At 71.4% G+C, this 22796-nt stretch carries 27 protein-coding genes; 10 read left to right on the plus strand and 17 right to left on the minus strand.

The genetic code is table 11. From position 1 onward, the window contains the following. Positions 1-26 precede the first annotated feature (26 nt). From C1J00_RS11095 to C1J00_RS11105, 3 genes are all read right to left on the minus strand, one after another. Complete coding sequence (locus tag C1J00_RS11095; RefSeq protein WP_102908872.1) at positions 27-1142, minus strand: ADP-ribosylglycohydrolase family protein; 1116 nt, start codon at positions 1140-1142, stop codon at positions 27-29. 120 nt (positions 1143-1262) lie between these two features. Beyond that, positions 1263-1856, minus strand: a complete 594-nt coding sequence (locus tag C1J00_RS11100) for a hypothetical protein (protein ID WP_102908873.1) — start codon at positions 1854-1856, stop codon at positions 1263-1265. Between the two features lie 357 nt (positions 1857-2213). Then, positions 2214-2666: an ATP-binding protein gene (locus tag C1J00_RS11105; protein WP_102908874.1), complete on the minus strand. Its 453-nt coding sequence runs from the start codon at positions 2664-2666 to the stop codon at positions 2214-2216. Between the two features lie 113 nt (positions 2667-2779). Between C1J00_RS11105 and C1J00_RS11110 the strand changes: the two genes are divergently transcribed. Both C1J00_RS11110 and C1J00_RS11115 read left to right on the plus strand, forming a co-directional pair. Then, complete coding sequence (locus tag C1J00_RS11110) at positions 2780-3592, plus strand: helix-turn-helix domain-containing protein (protein ID WP_102908875.1); 813 nt, start codon at positions 2780-2782, stop codon at positions 3590-3592. Then, positions 3589-3774: a DUF397 domain-containing protein gene (locus C1J00_RS11115; RefSeq protein WP_102908876.1), complete on the plus strand. Its 186-nt coding sequence runs from the start codon at positions 3589-3591 to the stop codon at positions 3772-3774. Before C1J00_RS11110 ends, C1J00_RS11115 begins: the two co-directional genes overlap by 4 nt. A gap of 3 nt (positions 3775-3777) precedes the next feature. On the opposite strand, the gene C1J00_RS47645 is transcribed toward C1J00_RS11115, so the two are convergent. Next, the gene (locus C1J00_RS47645; protein WP_281262752.1) at positions 3778-3912 is read right to left on the minus strand and encodes a hypothetical protein; all 135 of its coding nucleotides are present in this window, start codon (positions 3910-3912) and stop codon (positions 3778-3780) included. A 604-nt stretch (positions 3913-4516) separates the two neighbouring features. Here C1J00_RS47645 and C1J00_RS11120 point away from each other — a divergent pair. Beyond that, positions 4517-5026 (plus strand): DUF2165 domain-containing protein, encoded by a 510-nt coding sequence (locus C1J00_RS11120; RefSeq protein ID WP_102908898.1) that lies wholly within the window; start codon positions 4517-4519, stop codon positions 5024-5026. On the opposite strand, the gene C1J00_RS11125 is transcribed toward C1J00_RS11120, so the two are convergent. Both C1J00_RS11125 and C1J00_RS11130 read right to left on the minus strand, forming a co-directional pair. Beyond that, the gene (locus C1J00_RS11125; RefSeq protein WP_102908877.1) at positions 5008-5574 is read right to left on the minus strand and encodes a GNAT family N-acetyltransferase; all 567 of its coding nucleotides are present in this window, start codon (positions 5572-5574) and stop codon (positions 5008-5010) included. The genes C1J00_RS11120 and C1J00_RS11125 overlap by 19 nt on opposite strands. After that, positions 5571-6191 carry a TetR/AcrR family transcriptional regulator gene (locus C1J00_RS11130; protein ID WP_102908878.1) on the minus strand — a complete coding sequence of 207 codons (621 nt, stop codon included), beginning with the start codon at positions 6189-6191 and terminating at the stop codon, positions 5571-5573. Before C1J00_RS11130 ends, C1J00_RS11125 begins: the two co-directional genes overlap by 4 nt. Positions 6192-6305: 114 nt before the next feature. On the opposite strand from C1J00_RS11130, the gene C1J00_RS11135 reads away from it, so the two are divergent. Next, positions 6306-7217, plus strand: a complete 912-nt coding sequence (locus tag C1J00_RS11135) for an alpha/beta fold hydrolase (protein WP_102908879.1) — start codon at positions 6306-6308, stop codon at positions 7215-7217. Positions 7218-7302: 85 nt separating this feature from the next. Here the strand turns inward: C1J00_RS11135 and C1J00_RS11140 are convergent, their stop codons facing one another. Together C1J00_RS11140 and C1J00_RS11145 are read right to left on the minus strand one after the other, a co-directional pair. Then, complete coding sequence (locus tag C1J00_RS11140; protein WP_180989505.1) at positions 7303-7857, minus strand: hypothetical protein; 555 nt, start codon at positions 7855-7857, stop codon at positions 7303-7305. An 86-nt stretch (positions 7858-7943) separates the two neighbouring features. Continuing rightward, positions 7944-8942, minus strand: coding sequence for a glycosyltransferase family 2 protein (locus C1J00_RS11145; protein WP_102908881.1), 999 nt, complete (start codon positions 8940-8942; stop codon positions 7944-7946). Positions 8943-9070: 128 nt separating this feature from the next. Between C1J00_RS11145 and C1J00_RS11150 the strand changes: the two genes are divergently transcribed. Both C1J00_RS11150 and C1J00_RS11155 read left to right on the plus strand, forming a co-directional pair. Beyond that, positions 9071-9541, plus strand: a complete 471-nt coding sequence (locus C1J00_RS11150) for a GtrA family protein (RefSeq protein WP_102908882.1) — start codon at positions 9071-9073, stop codon at positions 9539-9541. A gap of 36 nt (positions 9542-9577) precedes the next feature. Further along, a complete protein-coding gene (locus tag C1J00_RS11155) occupies positions 9578-10990 on the plus strand; it encodes a hypothetical protein (protein ID WP_102908883.1) in 1413 nt (470 codons plus the stop codon). A gap of 4 nt (positions 10991-10994) precedes the next feature. Here the strand turns inward: C1J00_RS11155 and C1J00_RS11160 are convergent, their stop codons facing one another. The 3 genes from C1J00_RS11160 to C1J00_RS11170 form a co-directional block, all read right to left on the minus strand. Next, positions 10995-13580: a bifunctional FO biosynthesis protein CofGH gene (locus tag C1J00_RS11160; protein WP_102908884.1), complete on the minus strand. Its 2586-nt coding sequence runs from the start codon at positions 13578-13580 to the stop codon at positions 10995-10997. Positions 13581-13624: 44 nt separating this feature from the next. Next, positions 13625-13831, minus strand: a complete 207-nt coding sequence (locus C1J00_RS11165; RefSeq protein ID WP_102908885.1) for a hypothetical protein — start codon at positions 13829-13831, stop codon at positions 13625-13627. A gap of 84 nt (positions 13832-13915) precedes the next feature. After that, the gene (locus C1J00_RS11170) at positions 13916-14761 is read right to left on the minus strand and encodes an LLM class F420-dependent oxidoreductase (protein WP_102908886.1); all 846 of its coding nucleotides are present in this window, start codon (positions 14759-14761) and stop codon (positions 13916-13918) included. A 64-nt stretch (positions 14762-14825) separates the two neighbouring features. On the opposite strand from C1J00_RS11170, the gene C1J00_RS11175 reads away from it, so the two are divergent. Then, the gene (locus C1J00_RS11175; RefSeq protein ID WP_102908887.1) at positions 14826-16289 is read left to right on the plus strand and encodes a CehA/McbA family metallohydrolase; all 1464 of its coding nucleotides are present in this window, start codon (positions 14826-14828) and stop codon (positions 16287-16289) included. Positions 16290-16327: 38 nt separating this feature from the next. On the opposite strand, the gene C1J00_RS11180 is transcribed toward C1J00_RS11175, so the two are convergent. The 3 genes from C1J00_RS11180 to C1J00_RS46625 form a co-directional block, all read right to left on the minus strand. Then, on the minus strand, positions 16328-16609 hold the full coding sequence (locus tag C1J00_RS11180) for a hypothetical protein (RefSeq protein ID WP_102908888.1): 282 nt from the start codon (positions 16607-16609) through the stop codon (positions 16328-16330). Next, on the minus strand, positions 16606-16881 hold the full coding sequence (locus C1J00_RS11185; protein WP_146046175.1) for a hypothetical protein: 276 nt from the start codon (positions 16879-16881) through the stop codon (positions 16606-16608). The genes C1J00_RS11180 and C1J00_RS11185 overlap by 4 nt, the downstream gene beginning before the upstream one ends. Before the next feature lie 101 nt (positions 16882-16982). Further along, positions 16983-17315: an ATP-binding protein gene (locus C1J00_RS46625; protein WP_102908899.1), complete on the minus strand. Its 333-nt coding sequence runs from the start codon at positions 17313-17315 to the stop codon at positions 16983-16985. Positions 17316-17367: 52 nt separating this feature from the next. Between C1J00_RS46625 and C1J00_RS11195 the strand changes: the two genes are divergently transcribed. Together C1J00_RS11195 and C1J00_RS11200 are read left to right on the plus strand one after the other, a co-directional pair. Beyond that, positions 17368-18042, plus strand: a complete 675-nt coding sequence (locus tag C1J00_RS11195) for a DUF5753 domain-containing protein (protein WP_342751702.1) — start codon at positions 17368-17370, stop codon at positions 18040-18042. Positions 18043-18051: 9 nt separating this feature from the next. Then, positions 18052-18240, plus strand: coding sequence for a DUF397 domain-containing protein (locus tag C1J00_RS11200; RefSeq protein WP_102908890.1), 189 nt, complete (start codon positions 18052-18054; stop codon positions 18238-18240). Here C1J00_RS11200 and C1J00_RS11205 read toward each other — a convergent pair. Continuing rightward, positions 18210-19022 (minus strand): endonuclease/exonuclease/phosphatase family protein, encoded by an 813-nt coding sequence (locus C1J00_RS11205; RefSeq protein ID WP_102908891.1) that lies wholly within the window; start codon positions 19020-19022, stop codon positions 18210-18212. The two genes, C1J00_RS11200 and C1J00_RS11205, sit on opposite strands and share 31 nt — an antisense overlap. 99 nt (positions 19023-19121) lie before the next feature. Between C1J00_RS11205 and C1J00_RS11210 the strand changes: the two genes are divergently transcribed. Further along, positions 19122-19514 (plus strand): nitroreductase/quinone reductase family protein, encoded by a 393-nt coding sequence (locus C1J00_RS11210; protein WP_102908892.1) that lies wholly within the window; start codon positions 19122-19124, stop codon positions 19512-19514. Between the two features lie 75 nt (positions 19515-19589). Here the strand turns inward: C1J00_RS11210 and C1J00_RS11215 are convergent, their stop codons facing one another. Then, complete coding sequence (locus C1J00_RS11215; RefSeq protein ID WP_102908893.1) at positions 19590-21041, minus strand: aldehyde dehydrogenase family protein; 1452 nt, start codon at positions 21039-21041, stop codon at positions 19590-19592. Further along, the gene (locus tag C1J00_RS11220) at positions 21038-22768 is read right to left on the minus strand and encodes an N-acyl-D-amino-acid deacylase family protein (RefSeq protein ID WP_102908901.1); all 1731 of its coding nucleotides are present in this window, start codon (positions 22766-22768) and stop codon (positions 21038-21040) included. The genes C1J00_RS11215 and C1J00_RS11220 overlap by 4 nt, the downstream gene beginning before the upstream one ends. Positions 22769-22796: the final 28 nt, after the last annotated feature.

Here is a 22796-nt window from a genome sequence, read left to right on the forward strand (position 1 = left end):
GTCGCGGGGTGTGTGGCGGGAGCGCTTCAGGCTCTCGGGTAGCGGGCGAGCCAGCCGGGGGACGAGCCGGCCGGGCCGTGCAGGGCCGGGCCCTGGGTCATCTCCATGGCGAAGTCGTCGGCGAGTTCCAGGATGGTCGGGCGGCCCTCCAGCTCGGCCAGCCAGGCCGGCGGCAGCGCGGTCTCCCCGTGCAGCGCGCCGAGCAGGCCGCCGGTCAGCGCGCCGGTGGTGGCGGACGGGCCGTCGTGGTTCACGGCCAGACACAGCCCGTGCCGGACGTCGGCGGCGACCAGCGCGCAGTACACGGCGGCGGCCACGAGCCCCTCCGCCGTACCCGCCCCGCTCAGCTCGGCCACCCGCTCCGGGCCGGGCATGCCCTGCCGCACCGCGCCCAGCGCATGCTGCAGCGCGTCCGAGACCGGCTGGTGCCCCGGCCGGGCGGCCAGCAGCCCGAAGGCCCGCTGCACAGCACCGTCGAGGCTCTCGCCCAGCGCCAGCCCGTGCACGATCACGGCGTAGGTACCCGCCGCGAGAGAGGCCGTGGGATGGCCGTGGGTCTGCGCGGCGCACTCGACGGCGAGCTGGGCGACCAGCTGCGGCTCCCAGCCCACGAGCAGTCCGAAGGGGGCCGACCGGGCGGCGGGCTCGGGCCCGGCCTCCCCGGGGTTCTTGGGCGCCTCCGGCGTCCCCATGGTCTCGTCGGCGAGCCCCAGCAGCAGGGCGCGGCTGGGGTCCCGCCGCGCGTACAGCCACTCCTCCCGCGCCAGCCACCCGTCTTCCTTGCGGCGCTCGTCGGGCCCCCAGTCGCGCTGGGTGGCGGCCCAGCGCAGATACGCCCGGTGCAGATCGGTCGGCGGATGCCAGGCGCCGGTGTCCCGCCTGACCTGGGCCCGGATCAGTCCGTCGACGGAGAACAGGGTGAGCTGGGTGAGGTGCGTGACGGCGCCGCGTCTGCCGTAGGCGGGGGCCAGGTCCACCAGGCCCTCCGCCCCGTGCGCCTCCCGGATGGCGTCGACGGCCAGCCCGTCGACCGGCGTGCCCAGCGCGTCTCCCACGGCCACGCCGAGCAGGGTCCCGCGCACCCGGCTGCGGAAGTCCTGCTGCTCTGTACGGCCCCAGACGGCGCCGGCAGTCGCACCCACCTAGACCTCCCTGGGGCACCGTCCATACGTACGACAGCTCAGCACTGTAATCGAACGGGAAACGGTGGGTTCAGGGCGGAACGGCGCGGGGGTGTGGCCGCGAGGTCCCGGTCAGCGGTCTCAGGTCTGTGGCCGGGTGATCCCCGCGGCTCGCAGCATCTCGCCGTACTTCCGGTGGCGGCGCCGGGCGATGAGCAGACCGAGCGCCCGCAGACCGGCGAAGAACAGCCAGACGGCGGCACAGACCAGGAGCGCCGGCCCGGAGAAGCCGGTCTGCGAGAGCGGGATCAGCAGAACCAGGGGGATGAGCAGGAGGGCGATCAGCCCGCGCCGCCGGTGGGTCCGGCTGTAGTCGACCATGATCCGTGCGTGCAGCAGGTCGACGTCGCGCCGCGCCTCGGGCAGCGGACGCAGACGCTGCCCGCCGGGACGCATGCCGGGCAGCGGTCCACCGTCCAGGGCGTCCGGAAACCGGGCGGCGGTGCGGGCCGCCCGTTCCGCGGCGTCCGGCATGCGCCGGAAGGCGAAGTACGGGTTCGGACTGCCCTTGGGCGACAGTGGCGACAGCCCGTCGTAGCGGTAGCCGTACTGCTCGACGACGTAGGCGAAGGCGGCGAACTTCCGCCACGAGCGCTGCAAATGGCGTGCGTCATGCCGCTCGGCACCCCGCGCACCGTCCCGCAGCAGTGCCTGGAGCTGGGTCTTCAGCAACATCTCGCCTCCTGCGTCGAGGGCGGGGCCGTGCCGGCCCGAGGCGACCTCGTGAACATGCAAGGGTGTGATGACGGCGATGGCGCAACCGTTCGTCCCACGGATGGCTTCCTATCACTCGAGCAGACGGCGTCCCCCGGGCGGGAAGCGGTCGGTAGGCGTGGAATCCAGGGGGGCATGCGGTGGGTGCGTCGAAATATCCCAATCTCGGTTTCGATCCGGCGCCGGGCACCTGGAAACCGTTCGGCTGATGGTCTCGGCGATCGGCCGGGTGAACCGGGAGAGCGGCACGGCGCAGACCCAGGGGGGCGGTGGGGGCAGGTTGCCGGTTCTTTGGATTTGGCGTCGGGACCGGCCGGGTCATGAGCGGCCGGGATCCGGCAGGCCGACCGTGCCGAGGGCCAGTTCAGCCCACACCGTCTTCGCGTGCGCCGGTGCCGCCACCACGCCCCAACGATGCGCGTACGCCGAGACGATCCGCAGCCCTCGGCCGGTCTCCGCGTCGTCCGCGACCGGCTCCGGTAGCCGTGGGACCCGGTCACCCCGGGCGTCCGTGACCTCGATGCGGAGTGTGCGGTCGGCGTGCAGCCGCAGCGCCAGCCGGAAATCCCTGCCCGGGACGCGCCCGTGCAGCACCGCGTTCGACGCCAGCTCGGCCACCACCTGTGCGGCAGCGTCGTACGCCTCACCCCATTCATCGAGCTGGCGTTCGGCGAGCAGGCGGGCCAGTCGAGCACCTCTTCGAGTGGCGGACAGCTGGATCGCGAAGTGACGTACGGGGGCGCTGATTTCGGCGAGGGATTTCTGGCTCATGTCACCCAGCGTGGCCGTCCGTCCCTACTCTGAACAGCGACGACCCCGGTACGGAGCGTGACTGTCCGGGCACATGGCGGGGTCGTACGGCTCGTACGTCAGGAGGGGAACGCGTGGAGGACGAGGAAGCGGCGGCCGTGCTCAGGACGGTCGGGCGGCAGATCAAGATGTGGCGCGAGGCGGCCGGGCTGAGGCAGGCGGAGTTCGGTTCGGCGATCGGGTACGGGGAGGAGATGGTGTCGTCCGTGGAACGGGCGCGCCGGATTCCCAAGCCTGACTTTCTCGACAAGGCGGACGAGGTGCTCGGCGCCGGCGGCAAGCTCTCCGCGATGAAGGAGGACGTGGAGAAGGCGAGGTATCCGAAGACCGTCCGGGACCTGACCAAGCTGGAGGACCAGGCGGTCGAGCTCGGGGCGTACTCGGCCCTGCACATCCACGGGTTGCTGCAGACGCCCGAGTACGCCCAGGCGCTGTACGCGATGCGGCGGCCGTCCTACAGCGAGGACGAGATCGAGCGTCACGTTGCAGCGCGCATGGCACGGAAGGCCGTTTTCGATCGGGTGCCCCATCCCCTGGTCACCTTTGTCCAGGAGGAGATGACGCTGCGGCGGCCGCTCGGGGGCAGAATGGTGCTGCGCCGCCAGCTCGAACACCTGTTGTTGGTGGCGGAGTTGAGGCACGTCGAGATCCAGGTGATGCCTACGCGCAGGGAGGACCACGCAGCCGTGATGGGCTCGTTCCGGCTGCTGAAGCTCCAAGATCGCACGGCGCTCGGGCACACGGAGAGTCAACTGTCCGACCGGGTGATCAGTGATCCGAAGGAGGTCCAGATCCTCGATATGCGCTATGGCATGATCCGGGCACAGGCCCTCTCGCCCCGCGATTCATCGACCTTCATCGAGAAAGTACTGGGAGAAGAGACATGACGCCCACACCGCTGACGTGGATCAAGAGCAGCTACAGCGGCAACGACGGACCTGATTGTGTCGAGGTCGCCATATCGGCCCCCGCCATCCACGTCCGCGACTCCAAGAACAAGGACGGAGCCCGGCTGGCATTCACGGGCGACACCTGGTCCGAGTTCGTGGAGTTCGCGGCAGGGCGTTGAATCTCAGTTCTGAACGAGGGGCGTTTCGGGGGTCTCGTCCGGCACGACGGTCTCCTCGCGCTCCTTCTTCAGGGCGAGTTCCTTCGCCAGCTTCTCCGAGTACAGCCTCATTTCGGCTTCTTTGCGCTCGTCGAACATGGACGTCTCCTTTGTGAGCAGGGGTGTTGGCGGGTGGGTACTACCAGGTGGAGATGGAGAGACCGGTCAGGCGGAAACGCGCTGGAACCGGGAACCGCTGTGGTCCGGGAGCGCATGTGCCGACTGGTGACGGGATTCATCAGGAATCATCCGCCGCACCATCGCACACCTCCCAGGAAACAACTCGACCGAACCACAGACCTCTTGACTCGGATATTACCCGACCGGCCGGGATCGCGAAACGGTCCGATCACGTTCGCACACAGGTAATTCGCATGCTGTTCACCCGGCGAGAACCGGAGCCAGTACCGCGCGGTCGGTATCCGAAAAGCGCTCCAGCGCCCCGGAATTCAGTTCGCGTACGCGTTCCCCATCCGCCCGGGCCGCCCCGCCATCGGGCACGCTGCCCGCGCAGTCGTCGATGTGCGCCCGTCAGCGTGCCCGGTTCGCGGGCGACCTGCTCGAACTCCCGCAGCAGGAAGGTCTCCCGACGCCCGCTTCGCCGTGCACATGGAACCGGGAGCGGTGGCGTTCGTCGTGCGGGGGGGCGAAGTTGGCTGTCATTCTGTCGCGTCCGCCCCGGCCGCTGGGGAGAATGATCGGCATGGCCACCTCCACACCACGCGGCGCACTGTCGCTCGCCGCCACCCTGCTCACCGCCACCATCGCCCTCTACATGGCGCTCGTCGCCTTCGGGAACATCACCGACTTCGGAACCAACCAGCAGTTCGTCCGGCACGTGCTGGCCATGGACACCACGTTCAAGGACGAGGACCTGATGTGGCGGGCCATCACGAGCCGGGGGCTGCAGGACGCCGCCTACGTCGGGATCATCGTCTGGGAGACCGTCGCCGCGCTGGTCCTCATATACGGGAGCTGGCTGTGGGCCAGACGCGATGACCTGCGCGCCCGGCGGATGTCGACGTACGGGCTGCTGATGGTGATGCTGCTGTTCGGGGCCGGCTTCATCGCGATCGGCGGTGAGTGGTTCTCGATGTGGCAGTCGGAGGACTGGAACGGTCTGGACGCCGCGACCCGCATCTTCCTGTTCAGCGGGGTCGTGCTGATCGTCAACCAGCTGTCGGCTCCACGGGCTCAGCCGCCCGCCGCCTGAGCGCTGCCGCCACCGGGATTCAGTGCCATGTAGATCCAGTCGAAGCCGTCATATCCCTCGGTGTCGAGATGCTGTGCCCGGCTCAGCCCGGCGCGCAGCGCCACGCGTTGAGAAGCCACGTTGGCCGGTCGAACGCGGGCGATCAGCGGGAGGTCGGGCAGGTGACTGGATGCCCAGGTGGCAACCGCGCCTGCGGCTTCACCGGCGAAGCCTCGGCCCCAGGCTGAGGTGGCGAAACGGTAGAACAGGTTCAGGACCGGGGCCCCGTGCAGTTCCATGGGCTTGATTCCGCAGAATCCGAGCTGCTGGGCGGAGCCGTGGTGCCGGACGACCCAGTACCCGTATCCGTACTGCCGCCACTGGTCGTCCCAACGCTGGTAGAGCGCCTCTGCTTCCTCGAGCCGGGCGAGCCCATCGGAGGGGTTGTGGATGCAGGTCTCAGGATCGCGGTGGACGGCGAAGATCGCGTCGACATCGGCTGCGGTCGGGCGTCTCAGCAGCAGCCGGGCGGTCTTCAGCTCAACGACCGCTGGGCTCCGGTCACTCATGTCGAGACCTCATCACCGGTGCGGAAGATTCGGTTCAGTTGGTGACCCAGGACCGCGGTCGCTGACTCCGCGCTGCGCTGGCCGACGAGGATGCCGGTGCCGAGTCCCGCTGACATGGCAAGCAGGCCGGCCGCCTCCAACCGTGCGTCCACACCGGGCTCGAGCAGTGCCGCTTCTTGCGCCTGCCGGAGAAGTTCGGTGAGGGCGTCTTCGGCGGCATCGGGGTTCTTGATGAACGGCTGGGCTGCGAGCGCCGGGTCGTTCACGGCCAGAACCGCGTACGACGTGTAGAGGTGGTGGAAGGTGCGGCTCTCGTCGTCCGTCGGCAGCGCCGCCATCAGCAGCGCCTCGACCAAGGCGCGCGGACCTGGACTGTCGCCGGCGGCCCGTACCCGGGCGGAGACCCGCTCCCCGAATCTCTCCGCCAGCAGCTCGAGCCCGAAGAACAGCAACTTTTCCTTGGTCTGGAAGTAGTACTGCACCAGCCGCAGCGATACGCCCGCCTCCGCTGCCACCTCGCGCATCCCGACGGCGTGCAGCCCGCGTCGGCCCGCGACCCGGACCAGGGCCTCGGCGATCTCGGTGCGCCGTTCTGCGTGGTCAACGCGCTTGGGCATCGGCCGGTACTCCGCTCGTCGTTCCTGCTACGGCTCCCGTGAGCTGTTTGATGATACAGCTGTACCACCTTCGTGGTACGTTCGTATCACAAAGCCGAAACGCCGGAGGTGGCCATGCCCGAGACCGCTGCCCGAACTCAGGCCGATGTCGGCCGATACGTGAGCGATGCCTGGCGGGAGCGCTGCTTCACGGCCTGCGATGCGGTCTACGCACTGGGGGCGCCCCCGCTCTCGGAAGAGGACGTGGAGACGTCCTTCGGCACCACGCACGTCTACCGCTACGGCCCCGCGAACCAGGCTGCCCGCTCCCGCACCCCCGTCGTCCTGGTGCACGGGGCGGGCTCCTGCTCCGCCATGTGGTACCCGAACACCCCTGCCCTCAGCGAGGACCGGCCGGTCTACGCGATCGACACCCCGGGCGATCCCGGCCGCAGCGTGCAGCGCGAACCCATCCACCAGCCCGAACACGCGGCGCAGTGGCTGGACGAGACGCTCGCCGGGCTCGGACTCGGCCGCGTCCACCTCGTCGGCTCCTCCTACGGTGGCTGGCTCGCCCTGAACCAGGCGCACCGCAGGCCCGGTCGCCTCGCCTCGGTCACCCTGCTCGACCCCGGCGGCCTGGAGAAAGTGGGGCTGCGCTTCTTCGTCTGGATCTTCGCCAGCCTCTTCGCGACCTTCGCGCCCAAGGCGTTCCGCCCGCGCCTTGCGGCCTGGCTCGAGCAGCCGGTCCTCGTCGTGCCGGAACTGCGCACGATGATCCGAACGGCGGTTCGCGCCTACCGCATACGCCGCCCGGCGCCGCTTCCCCTGTCCGAGGAGGAGCTGTCCACCATCCGGACTCCGCTCTATCTGGTGCTCGGCAAGCGAAGCCTCCTCGTGCACCCGCAGCGGCAGGCGGAGCGCGTGCCGCGCCTGGTCCCCGGTGCCCGAGCCGAGATCATCTCCAGCACGGGCCACGGGCCGCAGATCGACCATGCGGAGGAGACCAACCGCAGGATGCTGGACTTCATGGCCTCCGTCGACTGACAACCGCCCACGCCGACGGGCCGGAAGGGGCGCACAGCAACGATCGAGAAGACCCGGATCCCCGGGCCTCAGCCCGGGGTGCACGTCACTTGACCACGGTCACCGTCGTGCCGACCGTGCCGAACGACCACAGTGCCGTGCCGTCCGCCTTCCGCATCCTGACTCCGCCCGTCTTGGTGCCGGAGGCGGCGGGCGGCGGTGACGCCCCGTCGACCGCGTTGGAGAATGCGACGGAGACCCCGTCCTTCGCGGCGAAGTACATGATGTGCTCGATCTGGACACCGTCCGAGCCGGTCGTGGCCGCGTTGCGCGACGACACGGTGTAGGTGCCCGGGTCGGGGCTGACCGAGCCCGGCCAGACGGTGAACGTGCGGCGGGTCGCCTCGCTCGCGTCGACCAGCCAGACCCGCTTCTCCCCGAGGGCGTAGACGACGCGCCGGCCGGTGCCGGAGCCGTCCGGCACCCGCGCCGGGGCCGACGCCGTGGGGGTGGGCTGTGCCGAGGCCGTGCTGCTCGGCTTGGCCGACGTCGCGGTGGGGTGCGGGCCCCGGTCCGCCTGTACGCCCAGGACCGTCACCGCGGCTATCGCTCCCACGGTCAGCCCGGCCACCCAGGCCCACGAAGGAAGTCGGGCAGGCACCGGCACGCATCTCCTCAGTCACGGGACCCCGCGTCGAAACGGGGTTCCGATCATCGTACTGCGCACCAGCGGCCCTTCGGCTCCCCTCAGGGACCCCCGGCGGCCTTGCGGACCGGGACCGGGCCCGTGCCGGCGCCGCGGGCGGCGTAGCGCGGGGTGCGCACCGGGGCCGGGTAGGAGAGGTGCACCAGCCTGGTCTGCTCCTGGCGCATGTGCATGAGCGACTCCAGGATGTAGCCCACGAGCAGCACGAGCGCCGCGATGGTCATGATCGCGGCGGCGAGGATCGCCGTGGGGACCCGGGGCACGGTGCCCGTCTCGATGAAGTCGGCGATGACGGGGATGCCCAGCACGATCGAGACCAGGGCCAGGATGCCGGCGAGGACGGTGTGGACCAGCGAGGGCCGCTCGCGCCGCGCCAGGTCGAGGATGACCCGCAGGATGCGCCAGCCGTCCCGGTAGGTGCGCAGCTTGCTCTCGCCGCCGGCGGGCCGGACCCGGTAGTCGGTGAGGACCTCCGCGGTGGGCAGCCGCAGGTGCAGCGCGTGGATCGTCATCTCGGTCTCGGTCTCGAACTCGCGGGCGAGCGCAGGGAAGGACTTCACGAAGCGCCGGGAGAAGACCCGGTAGCCGCTGAGCATGTCGGTCACGTCGTTGCCGAACAGGGACCGCACGGCCCCGGTGAGCAGTCTGTTGCCGACCGCGTGCCCGGCCCGGTAGACCCCGTCGTCCGTCACCCGGCGGGCGCCGACGACCTGGTCGTACGGTCCCTCGAAGAGCAGGTCGACCAGGTCGCGGGCGCGGGAGGCGTCGTAGGTGTCGTCGCCGTCGATGATGAGCAGCGCGTCGGCGTCGACGTCGGCGAAGGCGCGGCGGATGACGTTGCCCTTGCCCTTGCGGTTCTCCTGCCGGACGACCGCGCCGGCCTCCCGCGCGACCTCCACGGTGCGGTCGGTGGAGGCGTTGTCGTACACGTAGACGACGGCCTCGGGAAGGGCCGCGCGCAGGTCGCGCACCACCTTGCCGACGGCCGCCTCCTCGTTGTGGCACGGCACGACACACGCGATCGTCGGTTCCACGACCACTCCTCGCTCGACTCACTACAGCACCTCGAACGTCAGCACTCCATACATCAGCACCTCATACAGTCGGACATAGTGCGATATGAGCGCGCCTGACCGGATGGGGCACGCCGGGTCGTTACGCTCGCCGCGTGCCGGTCCTGGACTCTGTGACGCTGCGTGTGCGTGACGCCATCAAGGGCATCTGGCGCGAGGCCGCCAAGTTCGGCGTCGTCGGCGCCCTGGCCTTCGTCGTCGACAACGGCGGCTACAACCTGCTCGTCTTCGGCCTGCCCGGCGGCGCGGAGGGCGGGGTGATGCGGACGGCTCCCGTGCAGGCGTCCGTCATCGCGACGGCCGCCGCCGCGCTCTTCAGCTGGGTCGGGAACCGCTACTGGACCTATCGCGGCCGGCACCGCGAGAAGGTGACCCGCGAGCTCGTGCTGTTCCTCGTCGCCAACGGGGTCGGGCTCGCCATCACGGCGGGCACGGTCTTCGCCTCCCGGCATCTGCTCGGGCTGGACTCGGCGCTCAGCGACAACACCGCCCGCATCCTGGGCTGGATCCTCGCGACGCTGTTCCGCTTCCACGCCTACCGGCGCTACGTCTTCGTCGCACCCTGACCGGCCGCGGCCGATCGACCCGTTAGCATCCGGCATATGGGACAAACAGGATGGATGCGGCGTCAGAGCCGACCGTGGGTCTGGGTGCTGGCCGCCGTCGCCGCACTCTGCTGCCTGGGCACGATCCTCGTCTTCGCCCCCGGCTACCTGAGTCCCGACAGTCTCGACCAGCTCCGACAGGCCGAGGGGAAGCAGCCCCTGACAGACTGGCATCCGCCCGTGCTGAGCCTGTTGTGGCGGGCGCTCATCGCGGTGACCGGCTCGATCGCGGCCATGCTGGTGCTCCAGTGCCTCGTCTTCTGGGCGGCGCTGTGGGTGCTGGCCGGGTGCGTGTGGAGACTGACCGCGAGCCGAGGCGGTTCGCTCGCCGTCCTGGGCATCGGGCTGACGCCGTTCGTGCTGACGTTCGTCGGGGTGGTGTGGAAGGACGTGCACGCGGCGTTCGCGCTGCTCGCCGCCTGCGCGGTCGCCTTCACCGGCCTGCTGCTGCGGGACAGCGGCCCCCGCCCCGCCGTCCGTTGGGGCCTGCTCTGGCTGGGCGTGCTGTTCCTCGCCTACGCGATCCTGGTGCGCAAGAACGCCGTCGTGGCCGCGATCCCCGTCTTCGTCATGCTGGTCCTCGCCCTGTGGGGCAGACCCGGACGCCGTACGTGGGTGATGTGCACGGCGGCCCTGGTGGCCGGGCTCGCCGTGCCCGCCGCCGCCATCTCCCTGTTCGCCGCGCCGCTCCAGACCAAGCAGGGCGCGCAGATCATGCTCGACGACCTCGTGCACGTGCTGAGCGTGGACGAACTCCGGTCGGCGGATGTGCCGCCCGCCCTGCGGGACCGGCTCGTGGTCTCCGCACGGGAGTGCGAGCGGGTCGGCGCCCTCTCGGACGCCTACTGGGCCTGCTACCCCCGCCCGGCCGACGGCCTGCGCGGGGACTCCGGAGAGATCACGTCCCTGTGGCTGCGGGAGATGAGCGGGCATGTGCCGGGCTATCTCCAGTACCGCCTGCTGCTCTTCACGACCCTGCTGTTCGAGACCGACTACGCGTACAAGGCGGGCATCACCCGCAACGACCTGGGCATCGAGGTGGCACACCCCCGCCTGGAGGACGCGCTCGGCACGTACGTCAAGGGCATGATCGAGGACGTGCCCTGGCTGTTCCGCGGCTGGTTCTGGCTCGCGGTCGCACTCGTGCTCGCCGTCCGGCCCGGCAAGGGCGTCTTCGCGATGCCGGTCCGGGCGCTGGGCATCAGCTCGGCGGCCTACATCCTCGGCTATCTGCCGATCATGCCCGCGACGGACTACCGGTACGTCTACTGGCCGGCGATCGCCTGCGCCCTGGGTCTGCTGCTCCTCTGGCTGGGCCGCGGCACGCCACCCCCACCGCTGAAGAGCCCCGGCGCCGCGGCCGACCGCACCCTGAGGGCGCAGCAGCCGGCGGACGCCGGGGGCCAGTAGCGCGTCAGTCCAGCACCGGCAACAGCTCGGGCAGATGCCCGTCCGACGCGGCCGCCGCCCGCTGCCGCTCCTCGGCGACCTCCCCGTACAGCGTGTTCCGGGCCCTGGCCGGACGGCCCGCGGCCTCCGCCACCGCGATGAGGTCCTGCACCGACTTGTACGACCCGTACGACGAGCCCGCCATGCGGGAGATGGTCTCCTCCATGAGGGTCCCGCCGACGTCGTTCGCGCCCGAGCGGAGCATCTCGGCCGCGCCCTCCGTGCCCAGCTTCACCCAGCTGGTCTGGATGTTGGGGATGTACGGGTGCAGCAGCAGCCGGGCCATGGCCGTGACCGCCCGGTTGTCGCGCATGGTCGGGCCCGGGCGGGCGATCCCCGCCAGGTAGACCGGCGCGTTGGTGTGCACGAACGGCAGGGTCACGAACTCGGTGAAGCCGCCCGTGCGCTGCTGGATGCCCGCGAGGGTGCGCAGGTGCCCGAGCCAGTGCCGGGGCTGGTCGACATGGCCGTACATCATCGTCGAGGACGAGCGGATGCCCAGCTCGTGGGCGGTCGTCACGACGTCGATCCAGTCGGCCGCGGGCAGCTTGCCCTTGGTGAGGATCCAGCGGACCTCGTCGTCGAGGATCTCGGCGGCCGTCCCGGGGATGGTGTCCAGGCCCGCCTCCTTGGCGGCCGTCAGCCACTCGCGCACGGACATGCCGGTGCGGGTCGCGCCGTTGACGACCTCCATCGGCGAGAAGGCGTGCACGTGCATGCCGGGGACGCGTTCCTTCACGGCCCGCGCGATGTCGAAGTACGCCGTGCCGGGCAGGTCCGGGTGGATGCCGCCCTGCATGCAGACCTCCACCGCGCCGACGTCCCAGGCCTGCTGGGCCCGGTCGGCGACCTGGTCCAGGGACAGGGTGTAGGCGTCGGCGTCCGTGCGGCGCTGGGCGAAGGCGCAGAAACGGCAGCCCGTGTAGCAGACGTTGGTGAAGTTGATGTTGCGGGTGACGATGTAGGTGACGTCGTCGCCGACGGCCGACTTCCGTACGTCGTCGGCGACCTGCGCGAGGGCGTCCAGCGCCGGGCCGTCCGCGTGCAGCAGGGCCAGCGCCTCGTCGTCGGTGAGCTTCGTCGGGTCGTCGGCCGCCGTGCGCAGGGCCTCGCGCACGTCGGTGTCGATGCGCTCGGGTGCCATGCCCGGGACGGCTGCCTCGCGCAGGGCGTCCCAGTCGCCGTACACCTCGTCGAAGTCGTCCCGGCGGTCCGACGTACGGCCCTCGGAGTCGATCGCGGAGTGCAGGTCGGTGCGGCCGGACGCCGTGAAGACCTCCTCCGGCTCCTGCCACGGCAGGCCCTCCGGCAGGGCTTCGGGGCGGGCCAGGCCGCTCTCCGGGTCGGCCAGCGCGGCCACGTGCGGACGCACCCGCGGGTCCAGCCAGGGCTCGCCGCGCCGCACGAACTCCGGGTAGACGCACAGGCGCTCGCGCAGCTCGAACCCGGCCGCCCGCGACTTCTCGGCGAGCTGCTCGATCTGCGGCCAGGGGCGCTCGGGGTTGACGTGGTCGATGGTGAGCGGGGAGACCCCGCCCCAGTCGTCGATGCCGGCGCCGATCAGCCGCTCGTACTCGTCGTCGACGAGGTTGGGCGGGGCCTGGATGCAGCCGCCCGGGCCCATGAGGAGCCGGGCGACGGCGACCGTGGCGACCAGTTCGTCGAGTTCCGCGTCGGGCATGCCGCGCATCGCGGTGTCCGGCTTGGCGCGGAAGTTCTGGATGATCAGTTCCTGGACGCCGTGGTAGGCGCGGGAGACCTTCCGCAGCGCGAACAGCGACTCGGCGCGCTCCTCGTAGGTCTCACCGATGCCTATGAGGATCCCGGAGGTGAAGGGGACGGAGGAACGCCCCGCGTCCTCCAGGACGCGCAGACGGACGGCCGGTTCCTTGTCGGGAGAGCCGTGGTGGGGGCCGCCCGGCTCCGACCAGAGGCGGGTCGCGGTGGTCTCCAGCATCATGCCCATCGACGGGGCCACCGGCTTCAGGCGCTGGAAGTCCGTCCAGCTCATGACGCCCGGGTTCAGGTGCGGGAGCAGGCCCGTCTCCTCCAGGATGCGGATGGAGATGGCCCGGACGTAGGCGATGGTGTCGTCGTAGCCGTGCGCGTCGAGCCACTCGCGCGCTTCCGGCCAGCGGTCCTCCGGCTTGTCGCCGAGGGTGATGAGGGCTTCCTTGCAGCCGAGGGCCGCGCCCTTGCGGGCGATGTCCAGCACCTCGTCCGGCGACATGAACATCCCGTGCCCGTCGCGGCGCAGCTTGCCGGGGACGGTGACGAAGGTGCAGTAGTGGCACTTGTCCCGGCACAGCCGGGTCAGCGGGACGAAGACGGACTTGGAGTACGTGATGACGCCGGGCCGCCCGGCCGCCGCCAGGCCCGCGTCCCGCACCCGGGCGGCCGAGGCCGACAGATCCTCCAGCCGCTCGCCCCGGGCCTGGAGCAGCACCGCCGCCTCGGTGACGTCGAGTGAGACACCGTCCCGGGCCCGTTTCAGGGCGCGACGCATGGAGTTGTCGGTGGGGCCGGTTCCGGAGGTCGCGGAGGTCGTCATCCTTCGAGCATACGAGTGCGCTGATCAGGCTCGGGGAAGCCCCGTCAGTGGAAGGCCAGCCATCCGATGCCCAGGGCCGAGATGAGGCCGGCGGCGGCCACGGCGGCCGGCCTGTGGCGGTGCAGGGCGAACCAGACCAGCGCGGCGGTCACCAGCACGGCCGTCGTGCCGATCGCGGCACGCAACAGCCCCTGGCTGTAGCCGAACTCGGTGAAGTGACGTACGAGCCAGTAGAACCAGGCAAGCCTCATGACGCGCTATCCCCCCGTGCCCCGTGGTGAACTGACCGGTAGTTTAGTAGAGGGAAGCAACCCGCCTGCCTGGCAGGGGAGTTGTCAGAGGTGGGCGGCGAGGCCGTCGAGCGTCTTCAGCACCTCCGCCTCCCCCTCCGGAGGCAACTGCGCCACGACCTCCTCGATGCCGAGGTCGGCGTAGTGGGCGAGCTTGCCCGGGGTGGGGTGGACGGCGTACGGGACGACCTGGAGGGCCTGCGGGTCGCGGCCGGCGTCGGCCCAGGCGGCGCGCAGGACCGGCAGCGCCTCGCCGAGGCCCCGGCCGCCGATCGGCAGCCAGCCGTCGGCGTACTCGCTGATGTGGGAGAACAGCCTGGGCCCGGCGGCCCCGCCGACGAGCGTGCGCGGGCCGGTGACCGGACCGCGCGGCTTCTGCACCGGCTTCGGATACGCGTGACTGGCCCGGACGCCGCCGAACTCCCCCTCGTAGCCCACGGGTTCCTCCGACCACAGGGCCCGCATCAGCGCCATCCGGTCCCGGACCAGCTCACGCCGGGTGTCCCACCGCACGCCGTGGTCGGCGGCCTCCTCGACGTTCCAACCGAAGCCGAGCCCCAGCGTGAACCGGCCACCGGAGAGGTGGTCGAGGGTCGCGACCTGCTTGGCCAGGCCGATCGGGTCGTGCTGGGCGACGAGCGTGATGCCCGTGCCGAGCCCGAGCCGCCCGGTGACGGCGGCGGCCTGGCCGAGGGCCACGAACGGGTCGAGCGTACGGCCGTACTCGGGCGGCAGCTCACCGCCCGCCGGGTACGGCGTGGTCCGCTCCACGGGGATGTGGGTGTGCTCGGGCAGATACAGCCCGGCGAATCCGCGGTCCTCCAGCTCCCGGGCCAGCCGGGTCGGAGTGATCGTCTCGTCGGTGAGGAAGATCGTCACGGCGATGCGCATGAACCATCCCTACCCGAGGGCGGCTCGACTGTCGATACCGACCGGTCGGCTTCCTTGAGCTCTCATGCCGGGAGCGGCGGCCGCGCTTACCTTGGGAAGCGTGAGCTTCGCTTCAGCGGGCGACGGGGACCAGGAGAGCAGGACCGTGCGCGGCACGCTGCCGCCCGGGTCCCCCGACTTCGTGTACGTGCCCGTCGAGGTCCCGGCCGGTGTCCGGGAGCTCAAGGTCGCCTACACCTACGACCGGCCGTCCGTCCCGGCCGGCACCCTGGGCAACGCCCTCGACATCGGCGTCTTCGACGACCGCGGCACCGAGCTCGGCGGCCGGGGCTTTCGCGGCTGGTCGGGCGGGGCGCGCACCGAGTTCTTCCTCAGCGCGGACGACGCGACGCCCGGCTATCTTCCCGGCCCGGTGCGCGAGGGCACCTGGCACATCGCGCTCGGCCCGTACACGGTCGCCCCGCAGGGCCTGTCGTACGAGATCACGATCACGCTGACGTACGGGGAGCCGGGCGCGGCCGTGGAGACGGTGTATCCGCCGGAGCGGGCCAGGGGGCGGGGGCGTGCCTGGTACCGGGGCGACTGCCATCTGCACTCCTGGCATTCCGACGGCCGCCGCACCCCCGCCGAGATCGGGGAACTGGCGCGGGCGGCGGGCCTGGACTTCATCAACTCCTCCGAGCACAACACGCACGCGGCGCACGCGCACTGGGCCGACGTGGCCGGGGACGACCTGCTGGTCATGCTGGGCGAGGAGGTCACGACCAGGAACGGTCACGTGGTGGCGCTCGGCACCGACCCGGGCACCTTCGTCGACTGGCGCTACCGGGCCCGCGACAACCGCTTCGGCCGGTTCGCCCGGCAGATCCGCCGCGCCGGCGGCCTGGTCGTCCCGGCCCACCCGCACGCCACCTGCATCGGCTGCAACTGGAAGTTCGGCTTCGGCGAGGCGGACGCGATCGAGGTGTGGAACGGCCCGTACACGCCCGACGACGAGGTCGCCCTGGCCGACTGGGACAGCATGCTCGTGGCGTCCGTACGGGACGGCCGCGACTGGCTCCCGGCCATGGGCGGCAGCGACGCCCACCGCTCACCGGACGCGGTGGGCAGTCCCCAGACGGTCGTCCTCGCCGACGCCCTGACCCGGGAGGCCGTCCAGGAGGGCATCCGGGCGGGACGCTCCTACGTCGCCGAGTCCGCGAGGGTCGCGCTGTCACTGCGGGCATCCGGCGCACGCGGCGAGCACGCGGGCATCGGCGAGCGGCTCGGCGTCGGCCGCGACACCCCGGTCACCGTCCGCCTGGAGGTCTCCGGCGCCCCACGCTGCACGGTCCGCCTCGCCACCGACCAGGGCGTCGTCCACACCACCGCCCCGCTGCCGGTCTCCGGCTCGGGCGTGGTCGAGTGGCGGACGACACCGTCGTACGCGGCGTATGTACGGGCCGAGCTCCGCCACGAGGCGGCGGCGGGGCCGGTGCCGGGCGCGCTGGCGGCGTTCACGAACCCGATCTTTCTCGGACGTCAGTGAGATCGGGTGTGGGGCCCTGTACGGGGTGCGCAGCGGAGTCAGTCCACCACCTGTGGATCACGGAAGTAGTAGACGACCGTCACTCCCATGCCCGGGGTGTGCGTGTACACGACCGTGATCGCCTCCGCCGAGTCACTGGCCAGGGGTGTGGTGTACGTGTATTCCACGGACGGTGGCCGCCAGCCGGGGATCTCGCGACCCGCCGCCGGGTCGCGGGCGATGGCGGCGAGCGCCTCCCGGACGACTTCCCGCTCCCCCTCCGTCAGGTCACCGAAGGCCTTCCGCGCAGGCTCGGCCTCCTCCACCGGAAACTCGTTCACGCGCCGCCGCCCCGGGCTCGCGCCTCTTCCAGAGCCGCCATGATGTCGGGCGAGTTCCTGATCAGCACCCGGTGCCGGTAGGCCCGGACCACGGCTGCGGCGCCCGTGAGGTCGTTGGTCGGGGAGGCTCCTATGGCGGCCGCAAGCTCCTCTTCGAACCGCTCCCGGTCGCCCGGGAAGCCGTAGCGGCTGAGCGCACTGCGCAAATCGTCCACGGTCCGGATCTCCGGCAGCGGCATCGCTGTCCAGCCGTGCTCGGGCTGTGCACTCATGATCTGCTCCTGGTGAAAGGGCATCGCTCCGCCTCCCAGTATGGCGCCGCCTGCCCAGGACGGGCATTGCGCTGCAGGGCCAACGGCCCGCGCGGCCCCCGTCACCACGCCGCCGCCCCGCCCCCGCACTCGGCCCACAGCAGCTTGCCGCCCTTCGACGCGCCCAGCTCGCGCAGCACCGAGGCGCCCCACGCGTCCGCGCAAGCCCGCACCAGGGGCAGGCCGCGGCCGTGCTCGGCATCCGGAGGGGGCGCCGGGGGCCCTCCGTTCGAGAAGCCGGGCGGGACACGAGGGTCTGTGTCCCATACCGCCACTCGGAGCCGGCCGGGCTCCGCCGAGCGGACGCGGAGGGCGTACGGCCCCTTGGTGTGGCAGTGCGAGTTCGCCAGCAATTCGGCGGCCAGGAGTTCCGCCGTCGGGACGAGTTCGGGCATCAGCAACGTCGAATCGGCCAGGTTCGGAGTGAGCCCGGACCGGGTCCGGGCAATGGCCAACGTCTACTCGTGCACGAACCAGCAATGCATCGACGCCCTGGTGGACATGGCTGGAGAAAAGACACGCGGCTGGTGGTGGGACGCGTACCGCGAGGTGCTTCCGTCGGGGCTAATCACCCTCGCCGAGCTGGAGCATCACGCAACGGCCATCCGTGCCGCCTTCACCTCACACATCCCCGGCATGCTCCAGACCACTGAGCACGCCCGGGAGATCTTCAGTCAGGCGATTCCGACTCCCACCCCGCCGGAGGTGGAGCACCGCGTCTCGCACCGCATCAAACGCCAGGACGTGGTGTTCCGGGAGAACCCGAATCCGTACAGCACCGTCATCCACGAAGCCGCCCTCCACATGCGGGTCGGTGGCCGACGGGTGGCCCGTGAGCAGCTCAAGCATCTGATCGACATGAGCGAGCGGGACCACATCACCCTTCGGGTACTTCCCTTCGGCGTCGGGGCGTTCCCGGGGTCAGGCCAGTCCATCAACTACCTCTGCGGTCCCGTACCGGAGTTGAACACCGTGCAACTGGACCAGTTTCACGGTCCCGTACTGCTCGACGCCGAAGCACATGTAGAGAGGTACCGACGGCTCTTGGACGTCGTCGAGGCCGCCGCGCTCAGCCCCGGGAAAACCCGGGACCTGATCCACGCCATCGCCCAGAATCTGTAAAGGAGCGATATGCCCACGCACCGCTGGCAGAAGTCGTCGTACTGCCAAGAAGGGGAGGCCTGCGTCCACATATCCGTAAGCCCCGACACGGTCCACATAACCGACCGCCCCGACCCGCCCCACGTCATCCTCACCACCAGCCACGCCGCATTCCGCGCCCTGGTCTCCTACGCCAGGTCGGCCACGACCGCCGCGTGATCCGAGGGCCACACCCCGTCGACCGGGCCGTCGCACGCGCGCCGTACGGCCCGGACGTGGCCGAGTCCGCCGGGGCCGGGTGGGCCCACGCGGATGTAGTCGATGCGCACGCCGGGCCCCCGGGTGCGTGCCACGTACGGGTTGGCCGGGTCCCAGGTCACGGAGGGGGCGGCCGGGTCGGCGTACTCCCAGGCGTCGAGGAGGACTTGGCCGGGCACGGCCGGGGCGGTCTTGTAGCCGCCGAGGAGGCGGACCTCGTCGGAGTCGGGCCAGGCGTTGAGATCGCCGGTGACGACGGGCGGGAAGGGGGTGTCGCCGCGGTGCCGGGCGACGAAACCGGCGAGCGCCGCTGCCTGGCCGCAGCGGACCGCCGAAGCGGCCGGGGCGGAGGTGAAGTGGGCGGTGAAGAACGGCACTTCGTGGCCGGGGGCGGCCAGGCGGGCGTAGAGGGCGACGCGGCCGTCGTCCGTGTCGGCGGGGGCGGGCAGCGGCAGCACGTCCTGGTCGACGACCGGCCATCTGCTGAGCACGGCGTTGCCTATGCCGACCGTCGGGTCCCCGATCCGCCGCTGCCAGCGCTCCGGGGCGGGCGAGGCGCCGTAGGCACAGTGCAGGCCCAGCTCACCGGCGAGCCACTCGGCGAGGTTCTCGCCGCCGGCCGCCCACACCTCCTGCAGTCCGACGACGTCGGGCCGCAGTTCCCGCAGGCCCGTGAGGATCGCCTTCTGCCGCGTCTGCCACGGCCCGAAGCGCCACCACAGGTTCCAGGTCACGATCCGCATCCGCAGCCACCCGCTCTCCTCGTTGCCGCGTGGGGGATCATTGAAGCAGGATCCCTTGCAGAAACCGTGAGCGCTTCGTGCGAAGGAGACCCGCAGACCATGTCCCGCCGCACCGACCTGAGGTTCCGGGCGACCACGGCCTTCCAGCGCCGCCTCAACCCGCTCCTGCGCCGCATTCCCCTCCAGACGGTCCTGGAGACGACGGGCCGCGTCTCGGGGCTGCCCCGCCGGACACCGGTGGGCGGGCGCCGCGTCGGCGGCTCCTTCTGGCTGGTGTCGGAGTTCGGCGAACGGTCGCAGTACGTGCGCAACATCAAGGCCGATCCGCGGGTGCGGGTGCGGATCCGGGGGCGGTGGCACACGGGCACGGCCCATCTCGTGCCGGACGACGACCCCGTGGCGCGGCTGCGGCTGCTGCCCCGGATCAACAGCCTGGGGGTGCGGGCGCTCGGGACGAACCTGCTGACCGTACGGGTGGACCTGGACGCCTGAGGGGTGCTTTCACCATGAGCGTCCGATCGGACCACGCGACCCGGACGGGCATGGTGAAAGGACGCCCGAGGGGCGTCAGCCCGGCCAGACGATCGCCTGCACCTCGCTGTAGGCGTGCAACGCGTACGAGCCGACGTCCCGGCCGACGCCGCTCCTCTTGAAGCCGCCGAAGGGTGCCTCCATGTTGCGGCCGACGGTGTTCACGCCCACCCCGCCGGCCCGCAGCCGCCGCGCCACCCGGAAGGCCCGGGCCACGTCGCCCGACCAGACGTAGTCGATGAGCCCGTAGTCGGTGTCGTTGGCGAGCGCGATGCCCTCCTCCTCGTCGTCGAAGGGGACGACGGTCACCACCGGCCCGAAGATCTCCTCGCGGACCACGCGCATGTCGTTGCCACAGCCGGCCAGGAGGGTGGGGGCGACGTAGAAGCCGCTGGGCGGGTCGGGGCGTTCGCCGCCCGTCACCACCACCGCGCCCTCCTTGCGGCCCAGTTCGATGTACGACTCCACCCGGTCCCGGTGTGCGGCCGAGATCACCGGCCCGACCACGGTGTCCGGCTCGCGCGGGTCGCCGACTTTCAACCGGCGTGCGTAGGCGGCCAGTTGTTCCACCAGCCGGTCGTGGATGCCGCGCTGCGCCAGCACCCGTGTCGGTGCCGTGCAGATCTGGCCGCTGTAGAAGGAGAAGGTGGTGCCGATCCCGGCGACGGCCGAGGCGAGGTCGGCGTCGTCGAAGACGAGCGCCGCGCCCTTCCCGCCCAGCTCCATCAACTGCCGTTTCATGTCGCGCCCGCACACCTCGGCTATGCGCTGCCCGACCGCCGTGGAGCCGGTGAAGCTGACCATGTCGACGTCCGGTGACGCCACGGCCGCCTCGCCGATCCCGGTCGACCGGCCGGACACGACGTTCACCACGCCCGGCGGGACGCCCGCGTCCTTGAGCGCCCGAGCCATCCGGTAGACCGACAGCGGGTCCTGCGGGGCCGGTTTCACCACCACCGTGTTGCCCATGGCCAGGGCGGGCGCGACCTTGCCGGCCGGGTTGGCCCAGGGGTTGTTGTACGAGGTGACGCAGGTGACGACCCCGACGGGCTGCCGGACGGCCAGGGCACCCATCACACCCGCCTTCCCCATCGGCCCGGCCTCGTTGATCTGGGGCGGGATCGCCCACTCGGCGGGCTCCACCCGGGCGTAGCGCCGGAAGCGGGCGGCGGCGACGCCGACCTGCAGGGCCCGTGCGATGCCGAGGGTCGCCCCGGTCTCCGCCCGGGCCAGTGACGCGTACTCCTTCAGCCGTCCGGCGATGATCCCCGCGGCCCGGCCGAGGACCGCGGCCCGCTCCTCCGGTGGGGTGCGCGACCACGGCCCGAAGGCCTCGCGGGCCGCGGCACAGGCCGCGAACACCTGGTCCCGTGAGGCCTCCGGTGCCCAGCCGACGGTCTCCTCGCTCGCCGGGTCGATCACCTCGTAGTGCCCGCCGTCCGGCTCCGTCCAGGAGCCGCCGACGAACAGCGGCTGCCGTGCCGTCACCTCGTGCTCACCGTCTCCGTGTCCCGCCCCGAGCGGAGTACCCGGCCCGGCACGGCCCCGGTCACCACGTCGTCCCGGATCGCCTCGACCCCGTTGACCCACACGGCCCGCACGCCCAGTGCCCGGGAGTCCAGGCGCGGGCTGTCGCCCGGCAGGTCGTGCACCAGGGTGGCCGGGCCCGCGTCGATCCGCTCCGGGTCGAGCAGGACCAGATCGGCGTGCCAGCCCTCCTGGATCCTCCCCCGCTCGCGCAACCCGAAGAGCCGGGCCGGGTCGTCGGTCAGCATCCGCACGGCCTGCTCCAGACCGAGCAGCTTCCGGCCCCGCAGGCAGTCCCCGAGGAACCGGGTGGTGTAGGGCGCTCCGCACATCCGGTCCAGATGGGCGCCCGCGTCGGACCCGCCGAGCAGCACGTCCTCGTGCTGCCAGGTCTGGGCCCGCAGCGCCCAGGACGCCGGGTCGTTGTCGGGCGGCATCGGCCACAGCACCGTGCGCAGCCCGTCACTGGCGCAGATCTCCACCAGGCACGCGAAGGGCTCCTGCCCGCGCTCCTCGGCGATGTCCTTCACCACGCGCCCGGTGAGCCCGGCGTTCGCCTCGCTGTAGGTGTCGCCGATGACGTACCGCCCGAAGCTCGCGAGCCGCCGGAAGACGCCCGCCTCCCTGGACCGGGCCCGCCGCAGCAGTTCGGCCCGTACGTCCGCGTCCCGCAGCTTCTCGATCCGCTCGGGCACGGGCAGCGCGAGGACCGGCCCCCACCCGGGGATGAGGTTCAGCGCGCAGAACGTGCCCAGCGACATGTTCATGGGGGTGAGGATCGGCATGGTGAGGGCCACGACCCTGCCGCCGGCCTTCCTCGCCTGTTCGCTCGCGAGCAGCTGCCGGGGCACACGCTCGGGAACGGCCGCGTCGATCGTCAGCACGTTCCAGTTCAGCGGCCGCCCCGCCACCGCGCTCATCTCCACGAACAGGTCGATCTCCGCGTCGCTGAACTGGTCCAGGCAGCCCGCGACGATCGCCTCGATCTGCGTCCCCTCGCACTCCCCGACGGCCCGCGAGAGGGCCAGCAGTTCGGCGGGCTGGGCGTGCCGGGAGGCGACGGGCTGCCCGTCGCCGTCGGAGTGGCTGGTCGACTGGGTGGTGGACAGCCCCCAGGCCCCGGCGTCCATGGACTCCCGCAGCAACCGCACCATCGCGGCGAGCTGCTCCTGACTCGGCTGCCCGCCCACCGCGTCCGGGCCCATCACGTACCGCCGCAGCGCACAGTGCCCCACCATGAACCCGGCGTTGACGGCGATCCGCCCCTCCAGGGCGTCCAGGTACTCCCCGAAGGAGTGCCAGCTCCAGGGCGCCCCCTCCTCCAGCGCCACCAGTGCCATGCCCTCGACGCGGGACATCATCCGCCGCGTGTAGTCGGCGTCCCCGGGGCGGTCGGGGTGCAGGGGCGCGAGGGTGAACCCGCAGTTCCCGCCGGCGACGGTGGTGACGCCGTGGTTGAGCGAGGGCGTGGCGTACGGGTCCCAGAAGAGCTGGGCGTCGTAGTGGGTGTGGGGGTCGACGAAGCCGGGGGTGAGGACGAGGCCGTGGGCGTCCTCGGCCGACCGTGCCTCCTCGGTGACCGTCCCGACGACGGCGATCCGGCCGTCCTTGATGCCGACGTCGGCGGTGAAGCCGGGCGCACCGGTCCCGTCGACGACTGTCGCGCCTGTGATGACGTGATCGAGCATGACCATTCAACTCCTCGGGCCGCATGTC

It is taken from the genome of Streptomyces cahuitamycinicus (genome assembly GCF_002891435.1).
GTDB lineage: Bacteria > Actinomycetota > Actinomycetes > Streptomycetales > Streptomycetaceae > Streptomyces > Streptomyces cahuitamycinicus.